Source organism: Streptomyces graminofaciens (genome assembly GCF_030294945.1).
Classification (GTDB): Bacteria; Actinomycetota; Actinomycetes; order Streptomycetales; family Streptomycetaceae; genus Streptomyces; species Streptomyces graminofaciens.
Genome location: NZ_AP018448.1, coordinates 4,102,082 through 4,125,061, shown reverse-complemented (window position 1 = coordinate 4,125,061; position 22,980 = coordinate 4,102,082). Strand labels below are relative to the sequence as shown.

At 70.9% G+C, this 22,980-nt stretch carries 23 protein-coding genes; 16 read left to right on the top strand and 7 right to left on the bottom strand.

The window, feature by feature from the left end:
• Nucleotide 1 precedes the first annotated feature (1 nt).
• A complete protein-coding gene (locus tag SGFS_RS17655; RefSeq protein ID WP_286251440.1) occupies nucleotides 2-283 on the bottom strand; it encodes an HPr family phosphocarrier protein in 282 nt (93 codons plus the stop codon).
• A gap of 179 nt (nucleotides 284-462) precedes the next feature.
• Between SGFS_RS17655 and SGFS_RS17650 the strand changes: the two genes are divergently transcribed.
• The 4 genes from SGFS_RS17650 to SGFS_RS17635 all read left to right on the top strand — a co-directional run bounded on the left by SGFS_RS17650 (nucleotide 463) and on the right by SGFS_RS17635 (nucleotide 5,946).
• The gene (locus tag SGFS_RS17650; RefSeq protein ID WP_286251439.1) at nucleotides 463-3,306 is read left to right on the top strand and encodes a bifunctional acetate--CoA ligase family protein/GNAT family N-acetyltransferase; all 2,844 of its coding nucleotides are present in this window, start codon (nucleotides 463-465) and stop codon (nucleotides 3,304-3,306) included.
• 153 nt (nucleotides 3,307-3,459) lie between these two features.
• Nucleotides 3,460-4,047, top strand: a complete 588-nt coding sequence (locus SGFS_RS17645) for a DUF5998 family protein (protein WP_286251437.1) — start codon at nucleotides 3,460-3,462, stop codon at nucleotides 4,045-4,047.
• Nucleotides 4,047-5,234: an alkaline phosphatase family protein gene (locus SGFS_RS17640; protein ID WP_286251435.1), complete on the top strand. Its 1,188-nt coding sequence runs from the start codon at nucleotides 4,047-4,049 to the stop codon at nucleotides 5,232-5,234. Before SGFS_RS17645 ends, SGFS_RS17640 begins: the two co-directional genes overlap by 1 nt.
• Nucleotides 5,235-5,298: 64 nt before the next feature.
• Nucleotides 5,299-5,946 (top strand): thymidine kinase, encoded by a 648-nt coding sequence (locus tag SGFS_RS17635; protein ID WP_286251433.1) that lies wholly within the window; start codon nucleotides 5,299-5,301, stop codon nucleotides 5,944-5,946.
• 67 nt (nucleotides 5,947-6,013) lie between these two features.
• Here the strand turns inward: SGFS_RS17635 and SGFS_RS17630 are convergent, their stop codons facing one another.
• The gene (locus tag SGFS_RS17630) at nucleotides 6,014-6,817 is read right to left on the bottom strand and encodes a VOC family protein (RefSeq protein ID WP_286251432.1); all 804 of its coding nucleotides are present in this window, start codon (nucleotides 6,815-6,817) and stop codon (nucleotides 6,014-6,016) included.
• 323 nt (nucleotides 6,818-7,140) lie between these two features.
• Here SGFS_RS17630 and SGFS_RS17625 point away from each other — a divergent pair, with 323 nt between their 5' ends.
• Nucleotides 7,141-7,968, top strand: a complete 828-nt coding sequence (locus tag SGFS_RS17625) for a sulfurtransferase (protein WP_286251431.1) — start codon at nucleotides 7,141-7,143, stop codon at nucleotides 7,966-7,968.
• A 125-nt stretch (nucleotides 7,969-8,093) separates the two neighbouring features.
• Here SGFS_RS17625 and sepH read toward each other — a convergent pair whose 3' ends face one another.
• The 3 genes from sepH to SGFS_RS17610 form a co-directional block, all read right to left on the bottom strand.
• Entirely contained in the window at nucleotides 8,094-9,134 is a 1,041-nt protein-coding gene (sepH, locus tag SGFS_RS17620) for a septation protein SepH (protein ID WP_286251429.1), read from the bottom strand.
• 457 nt (nucleotides 9,135-9,591) lie between these two features.
• On the bottom strand, nucleotides 9,592-10,920 hold the full coding sequence (locus tag SGFS_RS17615; protein ID WP_286251428.1) for a D-arabinono-1,4-lactone oxidase: 1,329 nt from the start codon (nucleotides 10,918-10,920) through the stop codon (nucleotides 9,592-9,594).
• Complete coding sequence (locus SGFS_RS17610; protein ID WP_286251426.1) at nucleotides 10,880-12,121, bottom strand: MFS transporter; 1,242 nt, start codon at nucleotides 12,119-12,121, stop codon at nucleotides 10,880-10,882. The genes SGFS_RS17615 and SGFS_RS17610 overlap by 41 nt, the downstream gene beginning before the upstream one ends.
• Nucleotides 12,122-12,315: 194 nt before the next feature.
• Between SGFS_RS17610 and SGFS_RS17605 the strand changes: the two genes are divergently transcribed.
• Both SGFS_RS17605 and SGFS_RS17600 read left to right on the top strand, forming a co-directional pair.
• A complete protein-coding gene (locus tag SGFS_RS17605; protein WP_286251424.1) occupies nucleotides 12,316-13,458 on the top strand; it encodes a ferrochelatase in 1,143 nt (380 codons plus the stop codon).
• A gap of 8 nt (nucleotides 13,459-13,466) precedes the next feature.
• Nucleotides 13,467-14,285, top strand: a complete 819-nt coding sequence (locus tag SGFS_RS17600; protein ID WP_286251423.1) for an inositol monophosphatase family protein — start codon at nucleotides 13,467-13,469, stop codon at nucleotides 14,283-14,285.
• A gap of 78 nt (nucleotides 14,286-14,363) precedes the next feature.
• On the opposite strand, the gene SGFS_RS17595 is transcribed toward SGFS_RS17600, so the two are convergent.
• A complete protein-coding gene (locus SGFS_RS17595) occupies nucleotides 14,364-14,537 on the bottom strand; it encodes a hypothetical protein (RefSeq protein ID WP_286251421.1) in 174 nt (57 codons plus the stop codon).
• Nucleotides 14,538-14,964: 427 nt separating this feature from the next.
• Here SGFS_RS17595 and SGFS_RS17590 point away from each other — a divergent pair, with 427 nt between their 5' ends.
• The 4 genes from SGFS_RS17590 to SGFS_RS17575 all read left to right on the top strand — a co-directional run bounded on the left by SGFS_RS17590 (nucleotide 14,965) and on the right by SGFS_RS17575 (nucleotide 18,537).
• A complete protein-coding gene (locus SGFS_RS17590; protein WP_094216398.1) occupies nucleotides 14,965-15,618 on the top strand; it encodes a response regulator transcription factor in 654 nt (217 codons plus the stop codon).
• A gap of 5 nt (nucleotides 15,619-15,623) precedes the next feature.
• Nucleotides 15,624-16,862, top strand: a complete 1,239-nt coding sequence (locus tag SGFS_RS17585) for a sensor histidine kinase (RefSeq protein ID WP_286251414.1) — start codon at nucleotides 15,624-15,626, stop codon at nucleotides 16,860-16,862.
• A 402-nt stretch (nucleotides 16,863-17,264) separates the two neighbouring features.
• Entirely contained in the window at nucleotides 17,265-17,561 is a 297-nt protein-coding gene (locus SGFS_RS17580; protein ID WP_003997302.1) for a DUF4193 domain-containing protein, read from the top strand.
• 13 nt (nucleotides 17,562-17,574) lie between these two features.
• Entirely contained in the window at nucleotides 17,575-18,537 is a 963-nt protein-coding gene (locus SGFS_RS17575; protein ID WP_286251374.1) for a hypothetical protein, read from the top strand.
• Nucleotides 18,538-18,678: 141 nt separating this feature from the next.
• Here the strand turns inward: SGFS_RS17575 and SGFS_RS17570 are convergent, their stop codons facing one another.
• Nucleotides 18,679-19,140, bottom strand: coding sequence for a DUF3093 domain-containing protein (locus SGFS_RS17570; RefSeq protein WP_286251372.1), 462 nt, complete (start codon nucleotides 19,138-19,140; stop codon nucleotides 18,679-18,681).
• A gap of 113 nt (nucleotides 19,141-19,253) precedes the next feature.
• On the opposite strand from SGFS_RS17570, the gene SGFS_RS17565 reads away from it, so the two are divergent.
• From SGFS_RS17565 to SGFS_RS17540, 5 genes are all read left to right on the top strand, one after another.
• Complete coding sequence (locus SGFS_RS17565) at nucleotides 19,254-19,838, top strand: PaaI family thioesterase (protein WP_286251370.1); 585 nt, start codon at nucleotides 19,254-19,256, stop codon at nucleotides 19,836-19,838.
• The gene (gene dut / locus SGFS_RS17560) at nucleotides 19,835-20,356 is read left to right on the top strand and encodes a dUTP diphosphatase (protein ID WP_286251369.1); all 522 of its coding nucleotides are present in this window, start codon (nucleotides 19,835-19,837) and stop codon (nucleotides 20,354-20,356) included. The genes SGFS_RS17565 and dut overlap by 4 nt, the downstream gene beginning before the upstream one ends.
• 1 nt (nucleotide 20,357) lies before the next feature.
• The gene (locus SGFS_RS17555; protein ID WP_286251368.1) at nucleotides 20,358-21,128 is read left to right on the top strand and encodes a DUF3710 domain-containing protein; all 771 of its coding nucleotides are present in this window, start codon (nucleotides 20,358-20,360) and stop codon (nucleotides 21,126-21,128) included.
• Between the two features lie 591 nt (nucleotides 21,129-21,719).
• On the top strand, nucleotides 21,720-22,118 hold the full coding sequence (locus tag SGFS_RS17545; RefSeq protein ID WP_286251366.1) for an OB-fold nucleic acid binding domain-containing protein: 399 nt from the start codon (nucleotides 21,720-21,722) through the stop codon (nucleotides 22,116-22,118).
• A 3-nt stretch (nucleotides 22,119-22,121) separates the two neighbouring features.
• Complete coding sequence (locus SGFS_RS17540; protein WP_286251364.1) at nucleotides 22,122-22,877, top strand: DUF3159 domain-containing protein; 756 nt, start codon at nucleotides 22,122-22,124, stop codon at nucleotides 22,875-22,877.
• Nucleotides 22,878-22,980: the final 103 nt, after the last annotated feature.

The following is a 22,980-nucleotide window of genomic DNA, read 5'->3' as shown; positions in this document are numbered from 1 at the left end:
CTCAGACCGTCTCGGGAAGCTCCTCGAGCCCCTCGGAGACGAGCTTGGCCAGACGGTCGAGCGCGATGTCCGCGCCCTCCGCGTCGGAGGCCAGGACGATCTCCTCGCCGCCCTGGGCGCCGAGGCCCAGGACCGCCAGCATGGAGGCCGCGTTGACGGCGTTGCCGTCGGCCTTGGCGATCGTCACGGGGATACCGGCGGCCGTGGTGGCCCGGACGAAGATGGATGCGGGGCGGGCGTGGAGGCCCTCGGCCCAGCCGACGTTGACGCGGCGCTCAGCCATGTGATGCTGCCCTTCGGATGTATTGAGTGACTCAAGAGGTCTAGACCGGGTTGTCTAGACCAGTTTCCCATATCGTGAAGCGCGCCGGAATCGGGCCCACGGCCTGACCGTCAACCGGCAGTTGTGCTTCCCCAGACTGCCTCGCGCCGCACACGGACGCGAGCCGTACTCTGGGGCCCATGCAGACCTCGTCGGACCGGCACGAGTACCCCGCCCACTGGGAGGCCGACGTGGTGCTGCGCGACGGCGGCACCGCACGCGTCAGGCCCATCACCGTTGATGACGCCGAGCGCCTGGTCAGCTTCTACGAGCAGGTCTCGGACGAGTCGAAGTACTACCGCTTCTTCGCGCCGTACCCTCGCCTGTCCGCCAAGGACGTCCACCGCTTCACGCACCACGACTTCGTGGACCGGGTGGGACTCGCGGCCACGGTCGGCGGCGAGTTCATCGCCACCGTACGCTATGACCGAATCGACGCCGACGGCATGCCCGCGTCGGCCCCCGCCGACGAGGCCGAGGTCGCCTTCCTCGTCCAGGACGCCCATCAGGGGCGTGGCGTCGCCTCCGCTCTCCTCGAACACATCGCCGCTGTCGCCCGCGAGCGCGGCATCAGGCGCTTCGCCGCCGAGGTGCTCCCTGCCAACAGCAAGATGATCAAGGTGTTCACGGACGCCGGGTACCAGCAGAAGCGCAGCTTCGAGGACGGCGTCGTACGCCTCGAATTCGGCCTGGAGCCCACCGACCGCTCCCTCGCCGTGCAGCGCGCGCGGGAGCAGCGCGCCGAGGCCCGGTCCGTGCAGCGACTGCTCGCCCCCGGCTCGGTCGCCGTCGTCGGCGCCGGGCGCGCGTCCGGGGGAGTGGGCCGCAGCGTGCTCGCCAACCTGCGGGACGCGGGGTTCTGCGGGAAGTTGTACGCGGTGAACAAGGGCATGCGGGAAGAGGAGAAGGAACTCGACGGCGTCCCGGCGTACCGCTCCGTCGGGGACATCGAGGGGCCCGTCGACCTCGCGGTCGTCGCCGTCCCGGCCGCCTACGTCCCCGAGGCCGTCGCCGAGTGCGGCGAGCACGGCGTGCAGGGGCTCGTGGTCGTCTCCGCCGGGTACGCCGAGAGCGGTCCCGAGGGGCGTGAGCGCCAGCGCGATCTGGTCCGCCAGGCGCGCACGTACGGCATGCGCATCATCGGCCCGAACGCCTTCGGCATCATCAACACCTCCCCCGAGGTACGGCTGAACGCCTCGCTCGCCCCCGAGATGCCCCGCTCCGGCCGTATCGGCCTCTTCGCCCAGTCCGGCGCCATCGGCATCGCCCTGCTGTCCCGGCTGCACCGACGCGGGGGAGGAGTCACCGGGGTCACAGGCGTGTCGACATTCGTGTCGTCGGGCAACCGGGCGGACGTCTCGGGGAACGACGTCCTCCAGTACTGGTACGAGGACCCGGACACCGATGTCGTCCTGATGTACCTGGAGTCCATCGGCAACCCGCGCAAGTTCACCCGCCTCGCCCGGCGCACGGCCGCGGTCAAGCCGCTCGTGGTGGTGCAGGGGGCGCGTCACGGCTCCGCTCCCCAGGGGCACGCCGTACGAGCCACGCGGCTGCCCCACGCCACGGTGTCCGAGCTGCTGCGCCAGGCAGGGGTGATCCGGGTCGACACGATCACGGACCTGGTCGACACGGGGCTGCTGCTGGCCCGGCAGCCGCTGCCGGCGGGGCCGAGGGTGGCGATCCTGGGGAACTCGGAGTCGCTGGGGCTGCTCACCTACGACGCGTGCCTCTCCGAGGGGCTGCGACCGCTGCGTCCGCTGGACCTGACCACGGGCGCCTCGGCGCAGGACTTCCACGCGGCGTTGTCGCGGGCGCTGGCCGACGACTCGTGCGACGCGGTGGTGGTGACCGCGATACCGGCGCTCGGGGAGGTGTCGCCCGGCGATGCGGAGCTGGCGGAGGCGTTGCGGGCAGCGGCGGCGGCGACGCCGTCGAAGCCGGTGCTCGTGGTGCACGTCGAGCTGGGCGGCCTGGCGGCGGCGTTGTCCGCTGCGGCCAGCACCGGGCCCCAGGCGGCCGAATCGGCACCCGGCGCCGCAGGCGGTGCCCACCCGTTCCGCCCTGCGGAACGACCTCCCACCGAAGTGCGGGAGGCGTCGGACGCGCCCTCTTCGGACGCCCGCCTCATCCCCGCCTACCCCGCCGCCGAGCGCGCCGTCCGCGCCCTCGCCGAAGCCGTGAAGTACGCCCAGTGGCGGCGGGACGGGGTGGACCCCGGGAAAGTGCCCGTGTACGAGGACATCGACGAGAAGGGGGCCGCCGAGCAGATCGACGGGCTGCTCGCGCGAGGCGAGGGGCTCACGCTCGGTACGGCCGAGACCTGTGAGCTGCTCGCGCGCTACGGCATCCGGGTGCGGGAGGCTCGGCCCGCGCCCACCCCGGACGAGGCCGTGGCCGCGGCCCGCGCGATCGGCTACCCCGTGGCGCTCAAGACGACCGCCCCGCACCTGCGGCACCGCGCCGACCTGGGCGGCGTCCGCCTCGACCTGGCGGACGAGGAGCAACTGCGGCGGGCGTACGCCGAGTTGACGGAGCTGTTCGGCGGGCCGGAAGAGCTGCGTCCGGTCGTCCAGGGCATGGCCCCGCGCGGCGTCGACACGATCGTGCGGACGGTGATCGACCCCGCGGCCGGAGCGGTGCTGTCCTTCGGGCTCGCCGGGCCCGCGTCGCAGCTGCTCGGAGACATCGCGCACCGGCTGATTCCGGCCACCGGGCGGGACGTGGCCTCACTGGTCCGGTCGATCCGGACGGCACCCCTCCTCTTCGGCTGGAGGGGCTCGGCCCCGGTCGACACGGGTGCGCTGGAGGAACTGCTGTCCCGGGTGTCGCGGCTGGTCGACGACCACCCCGAGGTCGTCGCGGTCTCCCTGGAACCGGTCGTCGTCGCCCCGCGAGGACTGAGCGTGCTCGGCGCCACCGTGCGGCTCGCGCGCCCGCCCGTCCGCGACGACCTCGGCCCGAGGACGCTCCCGGTGTACTGACCGGGCGCCGGTCAGGTGCCGACCGGGCGGCGGGCGGGTACCGATGGTGTGCGGCCGGGTACACATGGAGTACAGACCGTCGTACCGATCCGTCCATGACAGAGAGGGCAGAGCGGTCCCTCGCAGTCAGTGCGCCACCGTAGGATGGACGTCATGGCCAAGACCAGTACGACGACCCAGGGGCTGCGTGCGGCGATCGAGCGCAGCGGCTACTACCCGGCCCTCGTGGCCGAGGCGGTGGAGGCCGCTGTCGGCGGCGAGGCCATCAAGTCGTACCTGGTCCATCAGGAGACCACGTTCGACGCCAACGAGGTGCGGCGGCACGTGACCGTGCTGGTCCTCACGGGCAACCGCTTCATCGTCAGCCACACCGACGAGCAGGCCGCGGACAACACCTCCCCGACGCCGTACGCCACGACGTCCACGGAGTCCGTGAAGCTCGGCCGGATCTCATCGGTCGTCGTCAGCCGCGTGGTCGCCAACCCGGAGTCGTACAAGCCGGGCACGCTGCCCCGTGAGGTCGTCCTGACCATCGGCTGGGGCGCCGTCTCCCGCATCGACCTGGAGCCCGCGGCCTGCGGCGACCCCAACTGCGAGGCGGACCACGGATACACGGGCAGCTCGACGGCGGACGACCTCAGCCTGCGCGTCAGCGAGGCCGGGGACGGCCCGGAGACCGTGCGTCAGGCGCTCGCCTTCGCGCAGTCCCTCTCCGAGGCGACCGCGGACCTCGCCCGCTGATGGCACTGCCCACCTGGGACCACCCGGAGCCCCTCGCCGTCGGATCCGCGCCCGTCCCCGAGTACGGCGCCGGCTCGCTCGCCGACCTCCTGCCCACCCTCGCGGCGGGCATGAGCGTCCCCGGGGCGACCGCCGCGATACCGGAACTGACCGCGGCCGACCGCAACTGCGTCTTCCTGATCGACGGGCTGGGCTGGGAGCAGCTGAGGGCGCACCCGGACGAGGCCCCCTTCATGACCTCGCTGCTGGCGTCCTCGCGCGGCGGCACGGGCCGCCCCATCACCGCGGGCTACCCGGCGACGACGGCGACCTCACTGGCCTCCGTGGGCACGGGCCTGCCGCCGGGGGCGCACGGCCTGCCCGGATACACCGCCCGCAACCCGGAGACCGGCGAGCTGATGAACCAGCTCCGCTGGCAGCCGTGGACCTCGCCGCGCGCATGGCAGCCGTACCCCACGATCTTCCAGCTGGCCGACGACGCGGGTGTGCACACCGCCCAGGTCTCGTCGCCGGCCTTCCAGAACACCCCGCTCACCCAGATCGCCCTCAGCGGCGGCACGTTCCACGGCCGTCTCTCCGGCGAGGACCGCATGGACCTGGCCGCCGAGCAACTGGCCGCCGGGGACCGCTCGTTGGTCTACACGTACTACTCCGAGGTGGACGGCAAGGGGCACCGCTTCGGCGTCGACTCCGACGCCTGGCGCGGACAACTCATGTACGTCGACCGGCTGGTCCAGCGCCTCGCGGAGCAACTCCCGCCGCGCACGGCCCTGTACGTCACCGCCGACCACGGCATGATCGACATCCCGTTCGACGAACAGCACCGCATCGACTTCGACGAGGACTGGGAACTGCGCGCCGGGGTCGCCCTGCTGGGCGGCGAGGGCCGCGCCCGTCACGTCTACGCGCTGCCCGGCGCCGAGTCGGACGTGCTGACCTGCTGGCGCGAGGTGCTCGGCGAGCAGTTCTGGGTGGCCTCACGGGACGAGGCGATCGCGGCGGGCTGGTTCGGCCCGCAGGTGGACGAACGGGTGTACGCCCGGATCGGTGACGTGGTCGCGGCCGCCCGGGACGACGTCCTGATCATCGCCTCCGAGCGGGAGCCCAAGGAGTCGGCGATGGTCGGCAACCACGGCTCGATGACGCCGGTCGAACAGCTCGTCCCACTCCTGGAAGTACGTTCCTGAGCCGCGGGCCGTCCGCCTTGCCTCTCCCGCATCCTCTCCTCCGCCGAAAGGTCCTCAACTCCCCATGCCCGAGCTTGTGTTCTTCTCCGGAACCATGGACTGCGGGAAGTCGACGCTGGCCCTCCAGATAGAGCACAACCGCTCCGCGCGCGGCCTCCAGGGCATGATCTTCACGCGTGACGACCGCGCGGGCGAGGGTAAGCTCTCCTCCCGCCTCGGCCTGGTCACGGACGCCGTGGAGGTCGAGGACGGCCAGGACCTCTACGCCTACCTCGTCGACCACCTCTCGAAAGGCCGCCGCGCGGACTACGTGATCGCGGACGAGGCGCAGTTCCTCGCCCCCGAGCAGATCGACCAACTGGCCCGCGTCGTCGACGACCTGGGCCTAGACGTCTACGCCTTCGGCATCACCACCGACTTCCGCTCCAAGCTCTTCCCCGGCTCCCAGCGACTCGTCGAACTCGCCGACCGGGTCGAGGTCCTCCAGGTCGAGGCCCTGTGCTGGTGCGGCGCCCGCGCCACCCACAACGCCCGCACCGTCGGCGGCCACATGGTCGTAGAGGGCGCCCAGGTGGTCGTAGGCGACGTCAACCAAGCGGAAGCCGTGGGCTACGAGGTCCTCTGCCGCCGCCACCACCGCCGCCGCATGACGGCGGCCACGGCCCGAGCGGCAGCCCTGTCCCCGGACGTACTGCCGGTGTCCCAGACCTAGGTCTGTCCCTGGCCCGACGTCGGCGGAGAAGCCGCGCCCCCGTACGACCTCTTGGCGGCCCGACCCCTCAGTCTTCACCCCGCACCATGTGCACCAGTGCGAACACCGCCCCCTCCGGGTCCGTCACCTTGGCCACACGGCCCTGGGGGGTGTCGTGGGGCGGGGTCAGAACATGGCCGCCCAGTTCGACCGCTCGGGTGGCCGCCTCGTCGGTATCGGCGACCTCGAAGTAGGTGAGCCAGTGGGCGCCGCGGTCGCGGGGGAGGGTGTTGCCGACGCCGTGGATGCCTGCGACCGGGTGGCCCTTGATGTTGAGGGTGACGGGGTCGAGGTCGGCGGAGACGACCGTCTCCTCCTCGTAGCCGAAGGCGGTCCGGTAGAACTTGGCGACGTTCGCGGAGTCGTAGGTGAGGAGTTCGTCCCAGGCCGGGGTACCGGGCACCCCCGTGATGTCCGTGCCGAGGAGTTCGGCGGCCTGCCAGATGCCGAAGACCGCGCCCATGGGGTCCGAGGCGATCGCCAGCCGTCCGGCCGCGCCCGCGTCCAACGGACCGACCCCCACCGTGCCACCGCAGTGCCGTACCGTCTCGGCAGTCAGGTCCACGTCGTCCGAGGCGAAGTACGGCGTCCACGCGATGGGCAGGTGCCGGTCGGGCGGCAGCTGGCCGATGCCCGCCACCTCATGCCCGTCGAGCAGTGCGCGCACGTACGGCCCTAGCTGCTGGGGACCGGGTTGGAATTCCCAACCGAACAGCTCACCGTAGAACTCCTGGGTCGTGGCCAGCCCGTGCACCATCAGACTCACCCAGCAGGGTGTGCCGGGCGGGTGCCTCTCACCGTGCAGGCCGGTCGACCCCCGTGCCTCGGTCATCGTCACTCTCTCCTCGGCCCCTCGCGGCGGCCGTGTCCATCCGCTCCGCGATACACGCGCACCGCGGTCACACGCGATCACACTCCGTGCCGATGCTCGCACCACGCGTCGCGCCCCGCGCCCGTGCCGCACCGTCGTGACTCGGTACGGCGAAAGGGTGCCCGGCCTGCCTTCGCTCATCCGTGTCGGCGCCCTTGCCAACCGCGATGCCCATCGGCTGTACGGCATGTGCCCGATCCCATACGCCACGTGATCGGACCCGCCGGCGGGCAGAGTATCCGGAGCGGAGCCAGGCGGCCACCCCGTGCGCAAGGATGGGCACCATGAACGCCATCATTTCCGCAGCCGAACTCGCCGACGAGCTGGCGGGATCCAATCCGCCCGTCCTCCTGGACGTCCGCTGGCAGTTGGGTGGCCCGAAGCTGCGCACCGAGTACGAGAAGGCGCATCTGCAGGGAGCCGTTTTCGTCGATTTGGATTCCGAACTCGCCGGCCCGGCCGGCGACGGAGGCAGGCACCCGCTGCCCGACCTGGAGGTCTTCGGCGCGGCGATGCGGGCCGCCGGAGTCTGCGCCGACCGGGACGTCGTCGTGTACGACGGCGGTCTGGGCTGGGCAGCCGCGCGCGCGTGGTGGCTGCTCCGCTGGACGGGACACCCGTCGGTACGCGTCCTGGACGGCGGCCTTGCGGCCTGGGACGGTCCGCTGACCGACAAGATCCCGGAGCCGTTCCCCGGCACCTTCGCCCCGGCCCCGGGCACCCTCCCGCTGCTCGACGCGGACGGCGCGGCCGCGCTGGCCCGTTCGGGGCTGCTGCTCGACGCGCGCGCGGCCGAGCGGTACCGCGGTGACGTGGAGCCCATCGACCCTGTCGGCGGCCACATCCCGGGCGCGGTGTCCGCACCGACCACCGAGAACGTGACCGAATCCGGTCGGTTCCGCCCGGCCGCCGACCTCGCCGACCGCTTCGAGTCCCTCGGCGCGACGGGCGCCACCGAGGTCGGCGTCTACTGCGGCTCAGGTGTCTCCGGCGCCCACCAGGTGCTCGCCCTGGCCGTCGCGGGCATCCCGGCGGCCCTGTACGTCGGCTCGTGGTCGGAGTGGTCCCGCGACGGCGATCGACCGGTGGCGACAGGCCCCGACCCGCAGTGACACATGACGTGGGGTCCGCGTCTGAACGACGCGGACCCCACGCACGTATGAATGAACGGTCCTGCAGTAACTGAAGAGCGGAGATCACCGCAACCGAAGGCCGTCGAAGCTCGACCCTGTTTCCGCTACTCCTGTTTCTTGCGCCGTGTGCCGAACACGATCTCGTCCCAGCTCGGCACCGCCGCGCGGCGGCCCGGCCGGACGCCGTCGGCCTCGGCCTGGCGGTCGGTGGCGCCGATGAGCCGGTCGCGGTGGCCGTTGACCGACCGCGGCGGCATGAGGACGTCCGCGTAGGCGGAACCGGCCGAGGCGGCAGGGGCCGCGGACTCCTCCTCCGCCGCTTCCTCGACGGACTCCTCCTGAGGCTCCCCGGAGGGGAGTTCGGGCACCACCAGGTCGCCGCGATAGCTCGGCACGGCTTCCAGAATGCTGGTGAGCGAGTCACGTTCGCGCTCGCTGACGCTCTCCTCGTCGAGCTCGGACGACTGCCCGGGCAGGGCGGGACGTTCCGCCTGGCGGTCCAGGGGGCGATCACGCGGAAGCCGCGCGATCCTCGGTACGAACGGAAAGCTGGGCTCGGGCGCGCCGAGGTCGTCGGACTCGCCGATCAGCGAGCGCGCCTCCTCGTCGACGGCCTGGACGAGCCGCCGGGGCGGGTCGTACGTCCAGCTCGCCGAGTGGGGCTCACCCGCGACGCAGTAGACCAACAGGACTTCCCAGGTGCCGTCGTCGCGGCGCCACGAGTCCCACTGGACGGTGTCCTTCTCGGCGCCGCGCAGCAGCAGCCGCTCCTGGACGGCTTCTCCGAGCTGTGGCCCCGCCGCGTTCTCACCGGGGCGGCGGACAGGCGTCTTGCGCGCCCGCTCGGCCATGAAGGCGCGCTCGGCGAGGACGGGTCCCTCGAAGCGGCGCACGCGGTCGACGGGGATACCGGCGAGCTGCGCGACCTCCTCGGCCGTCGCACCCGCGCGTATACGCGCCTGGATGTCACGGGGGCGGAGATGGCTCTCGACCTCGATCTCGATCTGGCCGAGGCGCGGGCGGTCGCCGCGGACGGCGGCGCGCAGCCGTTCGTCGATCGGAAGCGTGTACTCCGTTGCGTCGGCAGCCTTCAGCACCAGCCGTGTGCCGTCATTGGAGACGGCCACGACACGCAGTTCGGGCATGGGGACCTCCCGGGTGGTGCCTGCCGACGTCACGTGCGTCGCTGCTTCCGCTAGTCGAGTGTGGCCTGCCCGGGTGCAGCCTGCCACAACCTTGCCGAGTTGCCCGGCGTGTCGGGCGTGAGCCCGAGGTCGCCGTTATGGCACGGTTATCTATTCGCAACGCTAAGTGACGAACTTCATCACCCTGTGCAACGATCCCCCTCCCGGCGGTCCTCGTAGGCCCCGGACACCCTGGCGGGAGTCCGGTCCCAGGGCTCGCAACACTACTCCATTCGGGCCACTTGCGTGGATCGGCACGCCGCTCAACTTCTCATGAGAGGCGGGAGTTGGCTGCCCGAAGCGCCGTTTTCGTACCCTCGAAACGTGGTCCGGTTCGCGTAATCACCACAAACGGAACCAATCGCTTCGCTCGTACGTCCCCTTCTCGTACGGCCGATCGCGGCGCCCGGCGTCCCGGCTACGGACCCAGGACGCGGCGCAAGTAGTCGTTCTGGAAGCGCCGGTCGGGGTCGAGCCGGTCCCTCAGAGCGGTGAACTCGCCGAAGCGGGGGTACACCTTGGAGAAGTAATCCGCGTCGCGGGTGTGCACCTTGCCCCAGTGCGGCCGGCCCTCGTGCGCGGTGAAGATCCGCTCGGCGGCGGTGAAGTACGCCTGATAAGGCGTGCCCTTGACCATGTGGACGGCGATGTACGCGCTGTCGCGACCGGAGGCCGTGGAGAGCGTGATGTCGTCGGCCGGGGCGGTGCGGACCTCCACGGGAAAGCTGATCCGCAGGTTCGACTTGTCCACCATCGCCTTCAGTTCACGGAGTGTCTCCGCCAGCGCCTCGCGCGGCACGGCGTACTCCATCTCCACGAAGCGCACCCGGCGCGGAGAGGTGAAGACCTTGTAGGGGATGTCGGTGTAGGTCCGCGCGGACAGGGCCCGGCTGGAGATCTGGGCGATCGTCGGGATGGTCGCGGGCACGGCCTGGCCGACCCAGTTGGCCACCTGGAAGACGCCGTTGGAGAGGAACTCGTCCTCGAACCAGCTGTTCAGCTGGGGCACCGGCCTTTCCGGGCCTGCGCTGCGGTTGTTGCGCTTGGTGTTGGTGTTGCCGGTGTGCGGGAACCAGTAGAACTCGAAGTGCTCGTTCTCGGCCCAGAGTTCGTCGAAGTCGGCCAGCACCTTCTCGAACGGCATCGGCTCCTCCCGTGCCGTGAGCAGGAAGAGGGGCTCCACGGCGAAGGTGATCGCGGTGATGATCCCCAGCGCGCCGATGCCGACCCGGGCGGAGGCGAAGACGGCTCGTTCTTCGTCGGTCCCCGTCTCGGAACAGGTGAGGACAGAGCCGTCGGCGGTGACCAGCTCAAGGCCCTTGATCTGGGCGGCGATCGAGGCCGACTCGCGACCGGTGCCGTGCGTGCCGGTGCTGGTCGCGCCGGACACCGTCTGCTCCATGATGTCGCCCATGTTGGTGAGCGACAGACCCTCACGCGCGAGCGCCGCGTTGAGACGCTTGAGCGGGGTGCCGGCCTCGACGGTGACGGTCATGGCATCGCGATCGATCTTGCGTATGCCGGTCAGCAGTTGAGGGCGGATCAACACACCGTCGGTCGCGGCGGCGGCCGTGAAGGAGTGGCCCGTGCCGACGGCCTTCACCCTGAGGTCGTCCTCGGCGGCCTGCCGTACGGCGGCGGCGAGTTCCTCCACCGAGGCAGGGGTGACCTCCCGTACGGGCCGGGCGGTGACGTTCCCCGCCCAGTTACGCCACGTGCCGCTCTTCCCGATCACTGTGGTGCTCATGGGGCCCTCCCCGCCTTGGAGCCGGCCTGCGCAGCCGGCGGTACCCGAAGAAACCGACCGTGACCGCGACGGCTCCGGACACCGCCGGAACCCCGTACCCCGCGTCCGCACCGGCCGTGTCGATCACCCAGCCGGACGCGGAGGAGCCGAGCGCGACCCCGACCGCGAGCCCGGTGCTCACCCAGGTCATGCCCTCGGTCAGTTGCGCGCGTGGTACGTGCTCTTCGATCAGGGACATCGTCGTGATCATCGTGGGTGCGATGGACAGGCCCGCGACGAAGAGCGCCACGGCCAGAAACGGCAAGTTTCCGACCAGTAGGAGTGGGATCATACTCACGGCCATGCCGCAGACACCCAGCAGCCAGCGAAGCTCGGCGGCTCCGGTGAAGCGCAACAGCCCGAAGACGATGCCCGCGAGACACGAACCGGCCGCGTAGACCGCCAGGACCACGCTCGCGGCGGCCTTGTGGCCCCGCTCGTCCGCGAAGGCCACGGTGACCACGTCGACGGCTCCGAAGATCGCCCCGGTCGCCACGAACGTGGCCACCAAGACCTGAAGTCCGGGCGAGCGCAGTGCCGAGCGACCCTCGTCGTGATGCTCACGCGGGTGCGGCTCCGGCTCGGTGGCGCGCTGGGCCGTCAGCCAGAAGACGCCCGCGGCGAGGAAGCAGGCGGCGAGCAGTGGACCGGCCTCCGGGAACCACGCGGTCGACAGCCCGATGGAGAAGATCGGCCCGAAGATGAAGCAGACCTCGTCCACCACGGACTCGAAGGAGTACGCGGTGTGCAGTTGCGGGGTGCCTCGGTACAGGGCCGCCCAGCGCGCGCGGGTCATCGCGCCGAGGCTCGGCACACAGCCGATGCCGGCCGAGCAGATGTACAACACCCAGTCCGGCCACCCGTAGTGCGCGGCGAACAGCAGGCCCGCGGCGGCGGCCAGGGCGAAGAGCGTCGCGGGGCGCAGCACCTGCCGCTGCCCGTGCTGGTCGACCAGGCGCGAGATCTGCGGGCCGATCACGGCGGCGGAGAGCGCGATGGTCGCCGACAGGGCGCCCGCGAGGCCGTACCGCCCGGTGAGCTGGGAGATCATCGTGACCACGCCGATGCCCATCATCGACAGGGGCATCCGGCCGAGGAGGCCCGCGGCGGTGAAGCCCTTGGTGCCGGGAGCGGCGAACAGGGCGGTGTAGGGGCTGGGCACGAAGGTCTCCGGTGGGTCCGGGAAGCGGAGGAACGGGCTGCGGCAGGGGTGCCCGCGTGTCTCCGCAAGGCGTGTGGCAAGCCTCTGTAAGGCGCGAAGCGAGCTGATACAGCTTACGGGTTAGGCAAACCTAATGCATGCTCGAACGAGGGCCGGGATCCCGGCTGTCGGCGCCGGGTGGCAGGATCGAGGACATGCGAGACGCGCTCGAAGCCACCCCCCACGGTGCCACCCCCTACGACGCCCTGCTCCTGCTCTCCTTCGGCGGTCCCGAGGGCCCGGACGACGTGGTTCCGTTCCTGGAGAACGTGACGCGGGGCCGCGGCATCCCCAAGGAACGCCTCAAGGAAGTCGGGCAGCACTACTTCCTGTTCGGCGGGGTCAGCCCCATCAACGACCAGAACCGCGCCCTGCTCGACGCCCTCCGCAAGGACTTCGCCGAGCACGGCCTGGACCTGCCGGTCTACTGGGGCAACCGCAACTGGGCGCCCTATCTGACCGACACCCTGCGCGAGATGGTCGCCGACGGGCGCCGCCGCATCCTGGTCCTCGCCACCAGCGCGTACGCCTCGTACTCGGGCTGCCGCCAGTACCGCGAGAACCTGGCCGACTCGCTCGCCGCCCTGGAGGCCGAGGGCCTGGAGCTGCCGAGGATCGACAAGATCCGGCACTACTTCAACCACCCCGGCTTCCTTGAGCCCATGATCGACGGCGTCCTGGAGTCCCTCGCCGACCTCCCCGAGGACGTCCGTGACGGCGCGCACATCGCCTTCTGTACCCACTCGATCCCGAACGCGTCCGCGGACACCTCCGGCCCGGTCGAGGACCACGGGGACGGCGGCGCGTACGTCGAGGAGCACCTGGACGTCTCGAAACTCGTCGTCGAGGCCGTGCGCGAGCGGACCGGCGTCGAGCACCCCTGGCAGCTCGTCTACCAGTCCCGCTCCGGGGCCCCGCACATCCCGTGGCTGGAGCCGGACATCTGCGACCACCTGGAGGAGTTGCACGGCGCCGGGGCCCCGGCCGTCGTGATGGCGCCCATCGGCTTCGTCTCGGACCACATGGAGGTCCTGTACGACCTCGACACCGAGGCCAGGGCGAAGGGCGAGGAGCTGGGCCTGCCGGTGCGCCGCTCGGCCACCGTGGGCGCCGACCCCCGGTTCGCCGCCGCGATCCGCGACCTCGTCCTGGAGCGTGCCGCGACCGAGCGGGGCGAGTCCGTCGCGCCCTGCGCCCTCGGCGCGCTCGGCGCGAGCCACAACCTGTGCCCGGTCGGCTGCTGCCCGGCCCGCGCCCCACAGCCCGCCGCCGCGGGCGTCGACAGTCCGTACGCGTGAGGAGCACCGTGACCGACAAGCCGGAGCAGCCGGGCGGCCTGAAGGCCGAACTGCTGGAGATCGCCCTCGACGCCGCCCATCGCGCGGGAGCCTTCCTGCGCGACGGCCGGCCTGAGGACCTCGGTGTGGCCGCCACCAAGTCCAGCGCGGTCGACGTCGTCACCGAGATGGACATCGCCTCCGAGAAGCTGATCACCGGTCTGCTGGCCGAGCGCCGCCCGGACGACGGCGTGCTCGGCGAGGAGGGCGCGAGCGTCGAGGGCACCAGCGGTGTCCAGTGGGTGATCGACCCCCTCGACGGCACGGTCAACTACCTGTACGGCCTGCCCAGTTGGGCCGTCTCCATCGCGGTCCGGGTGGACGGCGAGACGGTCGTCGGCGTCGTTTACGCCCCGATGCGCGGCGAAACCTACCGGGCCGTCCTCGGTGAGGGCGCGTACGTCAACGACCACCCCGCGCGCGTACGCCCCGCCCCCGACCTGGAGCTGGCCCTGGTCGGCACGGGCTTCGGCTATCGCGCCGAGCGCCGCGCCCGCCAGGCCGACGTGGTCCGCGCGCTGATCCCCCACGTGCGCGACATCCGCCGTGGCGGCTCGGCCGCGATCGACCTGTGCGACGTGGCCCTGGGCCGTCTGGACGCGTACTACGAGCGCGGGCTCAACCCCTGGGACTACGCGGCGGGCGACCTCATCGCCCGGGAAGCGGGCGCCCTGACCGGTGGACGCCCGTCAGAGCCCCTCTCACCCGATCTGACGGTCGCGGCCCCGCCCGGCCTCTTCGAGGTCCTCCAGAGCCGCCTGGACGAGCTGGGCGCCTGGCACGACTGACACCACGCGCGACCGCGTGGACAACACAGTGGGGCCCCGGCCGGATCGCCGGGGCCCCACTGCCGTACGGGTTCTTAATCAGACGCTGTACGCGCCGACCTCCACACCGTGATCGGCGGCGAGGCGGTGCAGGTCGTCGAGCTCGGCCTGCTCCACCTCCGCGAGGAAGTCGTCGCCCTCGTCACGAGCCCGTGTCAGGTCGGACTCGGTCGCCCTTATGCGCTGCAGAAGTCCTGCGGTGAATGCGTCCATGCTGCGCCCCCTCGTCCTGGGTCGTGGGTCGGTGGCACGGGGGTGTGCCGTTCGGAAGGGGCGATCACGTCTCATGCGGGTGCCCAGCGCTGCCCAGCCTGGGCGGCGACGGCGCCGGACTCCCACACCCGCTCTGCGGAAAGCGGATCGCTGCGTGCCGCATGGTGGTACGGCACAAGCAGAGGGTGATCGCGGGGTGTAAAGCCGTCCTCCCCCCGCTTTCTTTCGTGGAAACCTCAACCGGACGAAAAAAACACGCATTCCCGGCTCCCGCCTCCGACCCTGCCCGCGCACCGGAGGGCCCGCAGCCGCCTTACCGCCGACTTATGGCCGAAAAGGGCAGGATGGAGGTCACACACCCACGTACCCCTGCCCGTGCGCGCCTGAAGGCGCGCTGCGCGGGTTGGCCAGAGGAAGGACAAGCGACGTGCGCGTACTCGTCGTCGAGGACGAGCAGCTGCTCGCGGATGCGGTGGCCACGGGACTCCGCCGGGAGGCCATGGCCGTCGACGTCGTGTACGACGGCGCGGCCGCCCTGGAGCGCATCGGCGTCAACGACTACGACGTGGTCGTCCTCGACCGAGACCTCCCGCTCGTGCACGGCGACGACGTCTGCCGCCGGGTCGTCGAGCTGGGAATGCCCACGCGCGTGCTGATGCTCACCGCCTCCGGCGACGTCAGCGACCGCGTCGAGGGCCTGGAGATCGGCGCCGACGACTACCTGCCCAAACCGTTCGCGTTCAGCGAGCTGATCGCACGCGTGCGCGCCCTCGGACGGCGTACGAGCGTGCCGCTGCCGCCCGTCCTGGAGCGCGCCGGCATCAAGCTCGACCCCAACCGCCGAGAGGTGTTCCGCGACGGCAAGGAGGTCCAGCTCGCGCCCAAGGAGTTCGCCGTTCTGGAGGTGCTCATGCGCAGCGAGGGAGCGGTGGTCTCCGCCGAGCAGCTGCTGGAAAAGGCCTGGGACGAGAACACCGACCCGTTCACCAACGTCGTGCGCGTGACGGTCATGACGCTGCGCCGCAAGCTCGGTGAGCCGCCGGTCATCGTCACCGTGCCCGGCTCCGGCTACCGGATCTGATCCCCGTGACGACGACACCCGCGCCGCCCCTGGCGCCTCCCAAACCCACCTGGGACCCCAGGAGGCCGCAGACCTCGTTGCCGTGGCTGCGCCCGACCATCCGCATAAGGCTCACGCTGCTCTACGGCGGCATGTTCCTGATCGCCGGGATCCTGTTGCTGTCGATCATCTACCTGCTGGCGGCGCAGGCGCTCCACGAGGGCGGCGGCCCGTCCTTCCAAGTGACCGGGGCCAATCTCGACATCACCAGTTCGACCTGCCCTGCCGTGAACACGGTGCCTGACAGCGAGATCAACTCGGTGCTCAAACAGTGTGACGCCATCGAGCGCCAGCAGGCCCTGGACACGCTGCTCAGCCGCTCGCTGCTGGCCCTGCTCGGCCTCGCCGTGATCGCGTTCGCCTTCGGCTACGCGATGGCGGGCCGGGTGCTCGCGCCGCTCGGCCGGATCACCCGCACCGCGCGCGCGGTGGCCGGCTCGGACCTGTCCCGCCGGATCGAGCTGGACGGTCCGGACGACGAGCTGAAGGAACTGGCGGACACCTTCGACGACATGCTGGAACGGCTCCAACGGGCCTTCACGGCCCAGCAGAGATTCGTCGGGAACGCCTCGCACGAACTGCGCACACCGCTCGCGATCAACCGCACACTGCTCGAGGTGCATCTGTCGGACCCGCACGCGCCCACGGAGCTCCAGCAGCTCGGCAGGACGCTGCTGGCCACCAACGAGCGCAGCGAACAGCTCGTGGAGGGCCTGCTGCTGCTCGCCCGCAGCGACAACCAGATCGTCGAGCGCAAGCCCGTGGACCTCGCCGAGGTCGCCTCCCAGGCCATCGACCAGGTGCGCACCGAGGCGGACGCCAAGGGCGTGGAGATCCGCGGTGAGCACGCCCCGGCGGTCGTCCAGGGCAACGGCGTACTGCTGGAGCGCATCGCGCTGAACCTCGTCCAGAACGCCGTGCGGTACAACGTGGCGGAGGGCGGCTGGGTCGAGGTGACGACGGAGCTGCAGCACGGCCGGGCGGTCCTGGTGGTCACGAACACGGGGCCCGTGGTCCCCGCGTACGAGATCGACAACCTCTTCGAGCCGTTCCGGCGGCTGCGTACGGAGCGCACGGGCAGCGACAAGGGTGTGGGCCTCGGCCTGTCCATCGTCCGGTCCGTGGCGCGCGCCCACGGCGGTCATATCGCCGCTCAGCCGCGTGAGGGAGGCGGGCTCGTGATGCGCGTGACCCTACCTGTCTGAGACCATGGCGCCCGGCAATGGGACGTGTTCGCTTTGCGCGGAATTCTCCGGGCGCCTGCTTTAAATGGTCGTGCGCGATCGATGTGTGATCGATCACAAGGGCGAATTTCCGGCCATATACTCTCAGTGATCATGAGACCGTCGGAAAGCCGGGAAAATCCGGGTTTTCGGGGGTTGAGATCACGGGAAGTACATGCTGAGACGCCTTTGAAGTGCGGCATCGGACCGTGTACGGTCCCGTTCGCCATCCATGCCGATCACTCTTGAGGAGTGCGGTTGGGTGTCGATTGAGTAACAGACCTTGATGTGAGGCAAAATCTCCGCCTCAGGTCGGGCACAAGTCCGGCCTCTCACGCGTTACGTGCGCTGAGACACCGCAGACACCCAGAGGGGGAGAGCGACATGGCAACGGATTACGACACCCCACGCAAGACCGACGACGACGTCGACTCGGACAGCCTGGAAGAACTCAAAGCCAGGCGGAACGACAAGTCGACCTCTTCGGTGGACGTCGACGAGTTCGAGGCCGCAGAGGGCCTGGAACTGCCGGGCGCCGACCTCTCGAACGAGGAGCTGGCCGTCCGAGTGCTGCCCAAGCAGCAGGACGAGTTCACCTGCATGAGCTGCTTCCTGGTGCACCACCGCAGCCAGCTGGCCCGCGAGAAGAACGGTCAGCCGATCTGCCGCGACTGCGACTGAGGCAGGGTCGGCCGTGACTGGCTCGACCCCTCCTTGGAAGCGCCGCTTCCGAAAGGGGGCGGACCTGGAGCCGCATGGCGGCTCCGACGGCCTGCGTGACGACGAGCGGGGCTCCTCCGATCAGGGAGCGGCCTCGCTCGAAGGTGCGTCCGGCGAGGCGTCGGGGGGTGCCACGGATGAGCGGGGACGCCTGCCCATTCCGGTGGACACTCCGGCGCCCGTCTCCCGGCGGCACGGTGCCGTCGTCCTGGACGGCCTCAAGGAGGGCCTCAAGGAGGGCTTCAGGGTCGGAGCCCGCAAAGGCGGGGTCCGGGCCAAGGCCGGTCTGACGTATGTCGCAGACCGGATCATCGAGATGGCCCCGCGGATCCCCGTACGGGACCTCGCGACGCTCCGTCGGCAGTTCCCGGGTCTCGGGCCAGAGGAGATCGCGGACAAGCTCGTCGCGGGGGCCGCGAACGCCTCTTCCACGGTCGGCGCCGGGATCGGCGCCGCCGCCATGCTGCCGACACCACCGGCCATGCCGGCCGAGCTGGCCGCCGAGATCACCGGTGTCGCCTCGATCGAGCTCAAGCTGATCGCCGAGCTGCACGAGGTGTACGGGGTGCGGCCGCCGGGGAATCTGTGGGAGCGCAGTACCGCCTATCTGAACTCCTGGTCCGGTGAGCGCGGGGTCGAGGTGACCAAACCGTCGACGATCAACGCGGCGCTCGGTGGCCAGATGAGGCGTGAGCTGCGCCAGCAGATCATGAAACGTATGGTGCGCAATCTGCCGAACCTGATTCCGTTCATGGTCGGGGCCGCGGTCGGAGCGTTCATGAACCGCCGCGACACCACACGCCTCGCACAGCGCATCCGCAAGGACCTGAGACGTCTACAGGTGCCGTGGGACGCGCTGCCGGAGCTGCCGCCGCTGGACAAACAGCCGGACGCCCTCCGCCCCCGGGAACAGCCGAAGGAACTGGGCGAGGGCTGAGAAGGCCGATCGGGCCGCCGTCGAAGGCGCGAATCATCGGGCGCCGACGGTAAGAATCGGGCGAGAAACCACGCCGCCGCGCGAGCGGTCCCAAGGCCGCCGGGGGCACCGGACCTGCCGTCACGGCCGCCCGCCGCCGCGCTACGCCGTCGTGCGCGCCGCCTCCAGCGCCGCCGCCAGACGCTCCGGCTCCCTCGTCGACAGGTACAGGTACGGCGTCGGGTCCGCCGGGTCGGTCACCGGGATACGGATGGCCGTGGGGATGTAGGCGCGCAGGAGCATGAAAGCGCGGGCGTCGGCTTTGTAGGTGCGCCAGGCGCGGGCCTCCTCCGGCACGAGGATCTCGGGCTCTCCCAAGGCGCTCACCGGGATCTTCGCTTCGCCTGCCACCAGGGCGTCGCCGACCACGCGGATACGGACCGAGCCGTACGAGCTGGCCGCGACCGCCGCGGCCGCGGTGCCACCGGCCAGGCCGGCCAGCAGGGGCAGCGTGCCGAACGGCAGCAGGATCAGGGCCATGGACACCCCGACCAGGAAACACACGAGCCACCAGGTGCGGGGAGCGGTGAGGCGTTCTTCGTACGGCGAGGCGGAGAGCTGCATGGCGTCAAGCTTGGCACGCGCACCGTCCCGCCCCGGAAATGGGGGCGTCCGAGGGGAAACCCTGCCCCTCGGGACGATGGCCGGGGGCTGACGGACGGGTAAGGTCTGCGGCTGTGAGAGGTACTTCCGCGGCACTGCAGCCGCCGGCCGACGCCACGGCGCCCGTGCGGCACCCCGAGGCACCCGCCCCGGGTGAACTGCTCGGCGCGCATTACGAGCAGTGCTTCGGGTGCGGCGGAGATCAGCCCCATGGGCTGCATCTCGAGGCAACGGCCGGGGAGGGCGTGTCCCTCACCGCCGAGTTCACCGTGAAGCCCGCCCATCAGGGCGCGCCCGGGCTGGCGCACGGCGGGGTCCTGGCCAGCGCCCTCGACGAGACGCTCGGCTCCCTGAACTGGCTGCTGCGCACCATCGCGGTGACGGGACGGCTGGAGACCGACTTCGTCCGGCCCGTGCCCGTCGACACGGTCCTGTACCTCCAGGCCGAGGTGACGGCCGTCGCCGGGCGGAAGATCTACGCGACCGCCACCGGACGCGTCGACGCCCCCGACGGCCCGCTGGCCGTCCGCGCCGACGCGCTCTTCCTGGAGGTCAAAGTCGATCACTTCATCGACAACGGCCGCCAGGAGGAGATCCAGGCGGCCATGAACGACCCGGACCAGGACCGGCGCGTCCGTGCCTTCGAGGTGAACCCGTGAGCGGCAGCCGTACCCCCGTCGACGTCCTCATCCGGCGCGTCGACCCGGACGTCCCGCTGCCCGGCTATGCGCACCCCGGGGACGCCGGCGCCGATCTGCGCACCACCGAGAGCCGTGAGCTGAAGCCGGGGGAGCGGGCCGTACTGCCCACGGGTGTGTCCATCGCGCTCCCGGAGGGGTACGCGGCCTTCGTGCACCCGCGCTCGGGTCTTGCCGCCCGCTGCGGTGTGGCCCTGGTGAATGCCCCGGGGACGGTTGATGCCGGGTACCGTGGGGAGATCAAGGTGATCGTGGTGAACCTCGACCCGCTCGAACCCGTGCGGTTCGAGCGCTTCGACCGGATTGCCCAACTCGTCGTCCAGCAGGTCGAGAAGGTCCGCTTCCAGGAGGTGGCGGAGCTTCCCGACTCGGCGCGGGCCGAGGGGGGCTTCGGGTCCACCGGCGGTCATGCCGCCGTGGGCGTCACAACGGGTGGGAATCGATACGCTTCGGTCGTATCCGACCGGGAAGGACAGTGACGTGTTCGGACGTCGCAAGAAGAAGGGTGCCGCCGAGGACGCGGCCGGCGAGGCCGAGCAGGTCGTCGACAGCGTCGACACTGAGGCGGACGAAGAAGAAGAGGGCGAGCGCGAGCGCGTACGCCTGGAGCCCGAGCCGCGCCCGGACGGGCCCTGGGACAGCACCGAGGTGCGCGAGCCCGGCGAGGGCCGGGTGGACCTCGGCGGGCTGTTCGTGCCCGGGGTCGAGGGCATGGAGCTGCGGGTGGAGGTCGCGGGCGACGCGATCGTCGCGGCGACCGTCGTGCTGCGCGACAGCGCCGTCCAGTTGCAGGCCTTCGCCGCACCCAAGCGTGAGGGCATCTGGGGCGAGGTGCGCGAGGAGATCGCCTCCGGGATCACCCAGCAGGGCGGTGTCATCGACGAGGTCGAGGGCCCGCTGGGCTGGGAGCTCCGTGCTCAGGTGCCGGTGCAGCTGCCGGACGGCACGGGCGGCTTCCAGGTCGTCCGGTTTGTCGGCGTGGACGGCCCGCGCTGGTTCCTGCGCGGTGTGATCTCCGGCCGGGGCGCGGTGGAGCCGCAGACCGCCGGGCTGCTGGAGCAGATCTTCCGGGACGCGGTCGTCGTCCGTGGCGAGGGCCCCATGGCGCCGCGCGACCCGATCGTCCTGAAGCTGCCGAACGACGCCCAGATGGTTCCCGAGGGCGTCCAGCAGGAGGAGCAGAGCGGTTCCCGCTTCTCCGGCGGCATGGGACAGCTGCAGCGCGGACCGGAGATCACCGAGGTCCGGTAGCTCCGCTCCGCGCGCGTACCCCTCGTACATGCGCATGGGCCGTACCCCTTCGCGGGGTGCGGCCCATTGTCATGTTCGCGGTCTTCCGGGCTGTCCGTCGGGGCTCTTCGGGCGCGGCAGGCATTCCAGCGCGATGGTGACGCCCCGCACGGCGCGGGCTCGGCCTCGCGGTCGCCAGCGGCTTCGCCGAAGCCATGGGGGGACCCTCACGCCGAGGACACACTCGGCGGGGGCCTCACCATGGTGCTCACTGTGCGGGCGGCGGAGAACGGCGGTCAGAGCCCCTCTCCGGCCACGTGCCCGGAGAGGGGAGAGGGGACGGAGACGGCTACGGCCTCGGACCGGCCGCTTCTGCGGGGGAGGCTGCGACCGTGCGCACGGCAGAGGCGGTCACACCTGAAGAAGCGCACGGCTGCGTGCCGCCGTCCGCCGTCCCGAGCCCGTCGGGGGCGACGAGGGTGACGAGGGCGACATGATCGTGGGAGAGCGACGACTTCACCGTCGGAGCGCGGGATACCGGTTCGAGCGCTGGTTCCGGGGGTCGGTGACGGGGGTTACGGTGCTGTCGGTGGCCCCCGGTACGCTTTCGGTATGAGTGCTGTCCCTCGTTCCGAGAAGCCGGTCGGCCGGTTCCGGCGCATGCTCGACCGGCTCTCGTCGTCCCAGGAGGACCTGGAGTCGGAGGAGCTGCGCGAGGACGCCGAGACAGCGGGCTGCACACGGATCTGCGACTGCCACGACCGACAGATAGTGACGGTTACTGGTACCTTGCGCACGGTCACGCTACGGCCGCGCGCCGGCGTCCCCGCCCTGGAGGCCGAGCTGTTCGACGGTTCGGCAGCGCTGGACGTGGTGTGGCTCGGCAGGCGCTCCATCGTCGGCATAGAGCCGGGGCGCAGGCTGATCGCGTCCGGGCGGATCTCGATGAGCCGGGGCCGTAAGGTGCTGTTCAATCCGAAGTACGAACTCAGACCGCTCGGACGGGAGTAACCGGTGACGTCGCTCGACAAGCCGACGGAGGGCGCCCAGAGCGCCCAGGGTGTCCAGGACACCCCGCAGGACTCCAGAGCCGTGACCGAGGCCGCGCTGTTCGAGGCGTTCGGCGGCGTACGGGGCATGGTCGAGACGGTCGTGCCCGGCCTGCTCTTCGTCACCATCTTCACGATCAAGAAGGACCTGCACGCGGCGGCCATCGCGGCCCTCGCCGTGTCCGTGCTGCTGGTCGTGGTGCGGCTCGTCATGAAGGACACCGTCAAGCACGCCTTCAGCGGTGTCTTCGGCGTCGCCTTCGGTGTGGTCTTCGCGATGATGACCGGCAACGCCAAGGACTTCTATCTGCCGGGCATGCTGTACACGCTGGGGCTCGCCCTCGCGTACATCATCACGACGCTGTGCGGGGTCCCGCTGATCGGGCTGATCCTCGGGCCGGTGTTCAAGGAGAACCTGTCCTGGCGGACGCGGAATCCCGGCCGTAAGAAGGCGTACGCGAAGGCGAGTTACGCGTGGGGGCTGATCCTGCTCGCCAAGTGCGCGATTCTCTTCCCGCTCTACTGGTGGGCCGACACGGAGCACCTCGGCTGGGTGCTGGTGTCGCTGAAGATTCCGCCGTTCCTGCTCGCGGTGTGGCTGACGTGGGTGTTCCTGGCGAAGGCGCCGGCGCCCATCGATGTGTTCGCCGAGATGGAGGCCGAGGAGCGGGCCGAGGAGGAGCGGAAGGCCGCGGAGCGGGCGGGTGCCGCCGGGGAGTGAAGTCGCCCCCGTCACTACCCGTCCCATCCCAGGGGGCATCCCTGTCCCTGGGGGCATCCCTGAGGGCTGCCGCCCCCAGACCCCCGCTTTTGGCCTGAACGGC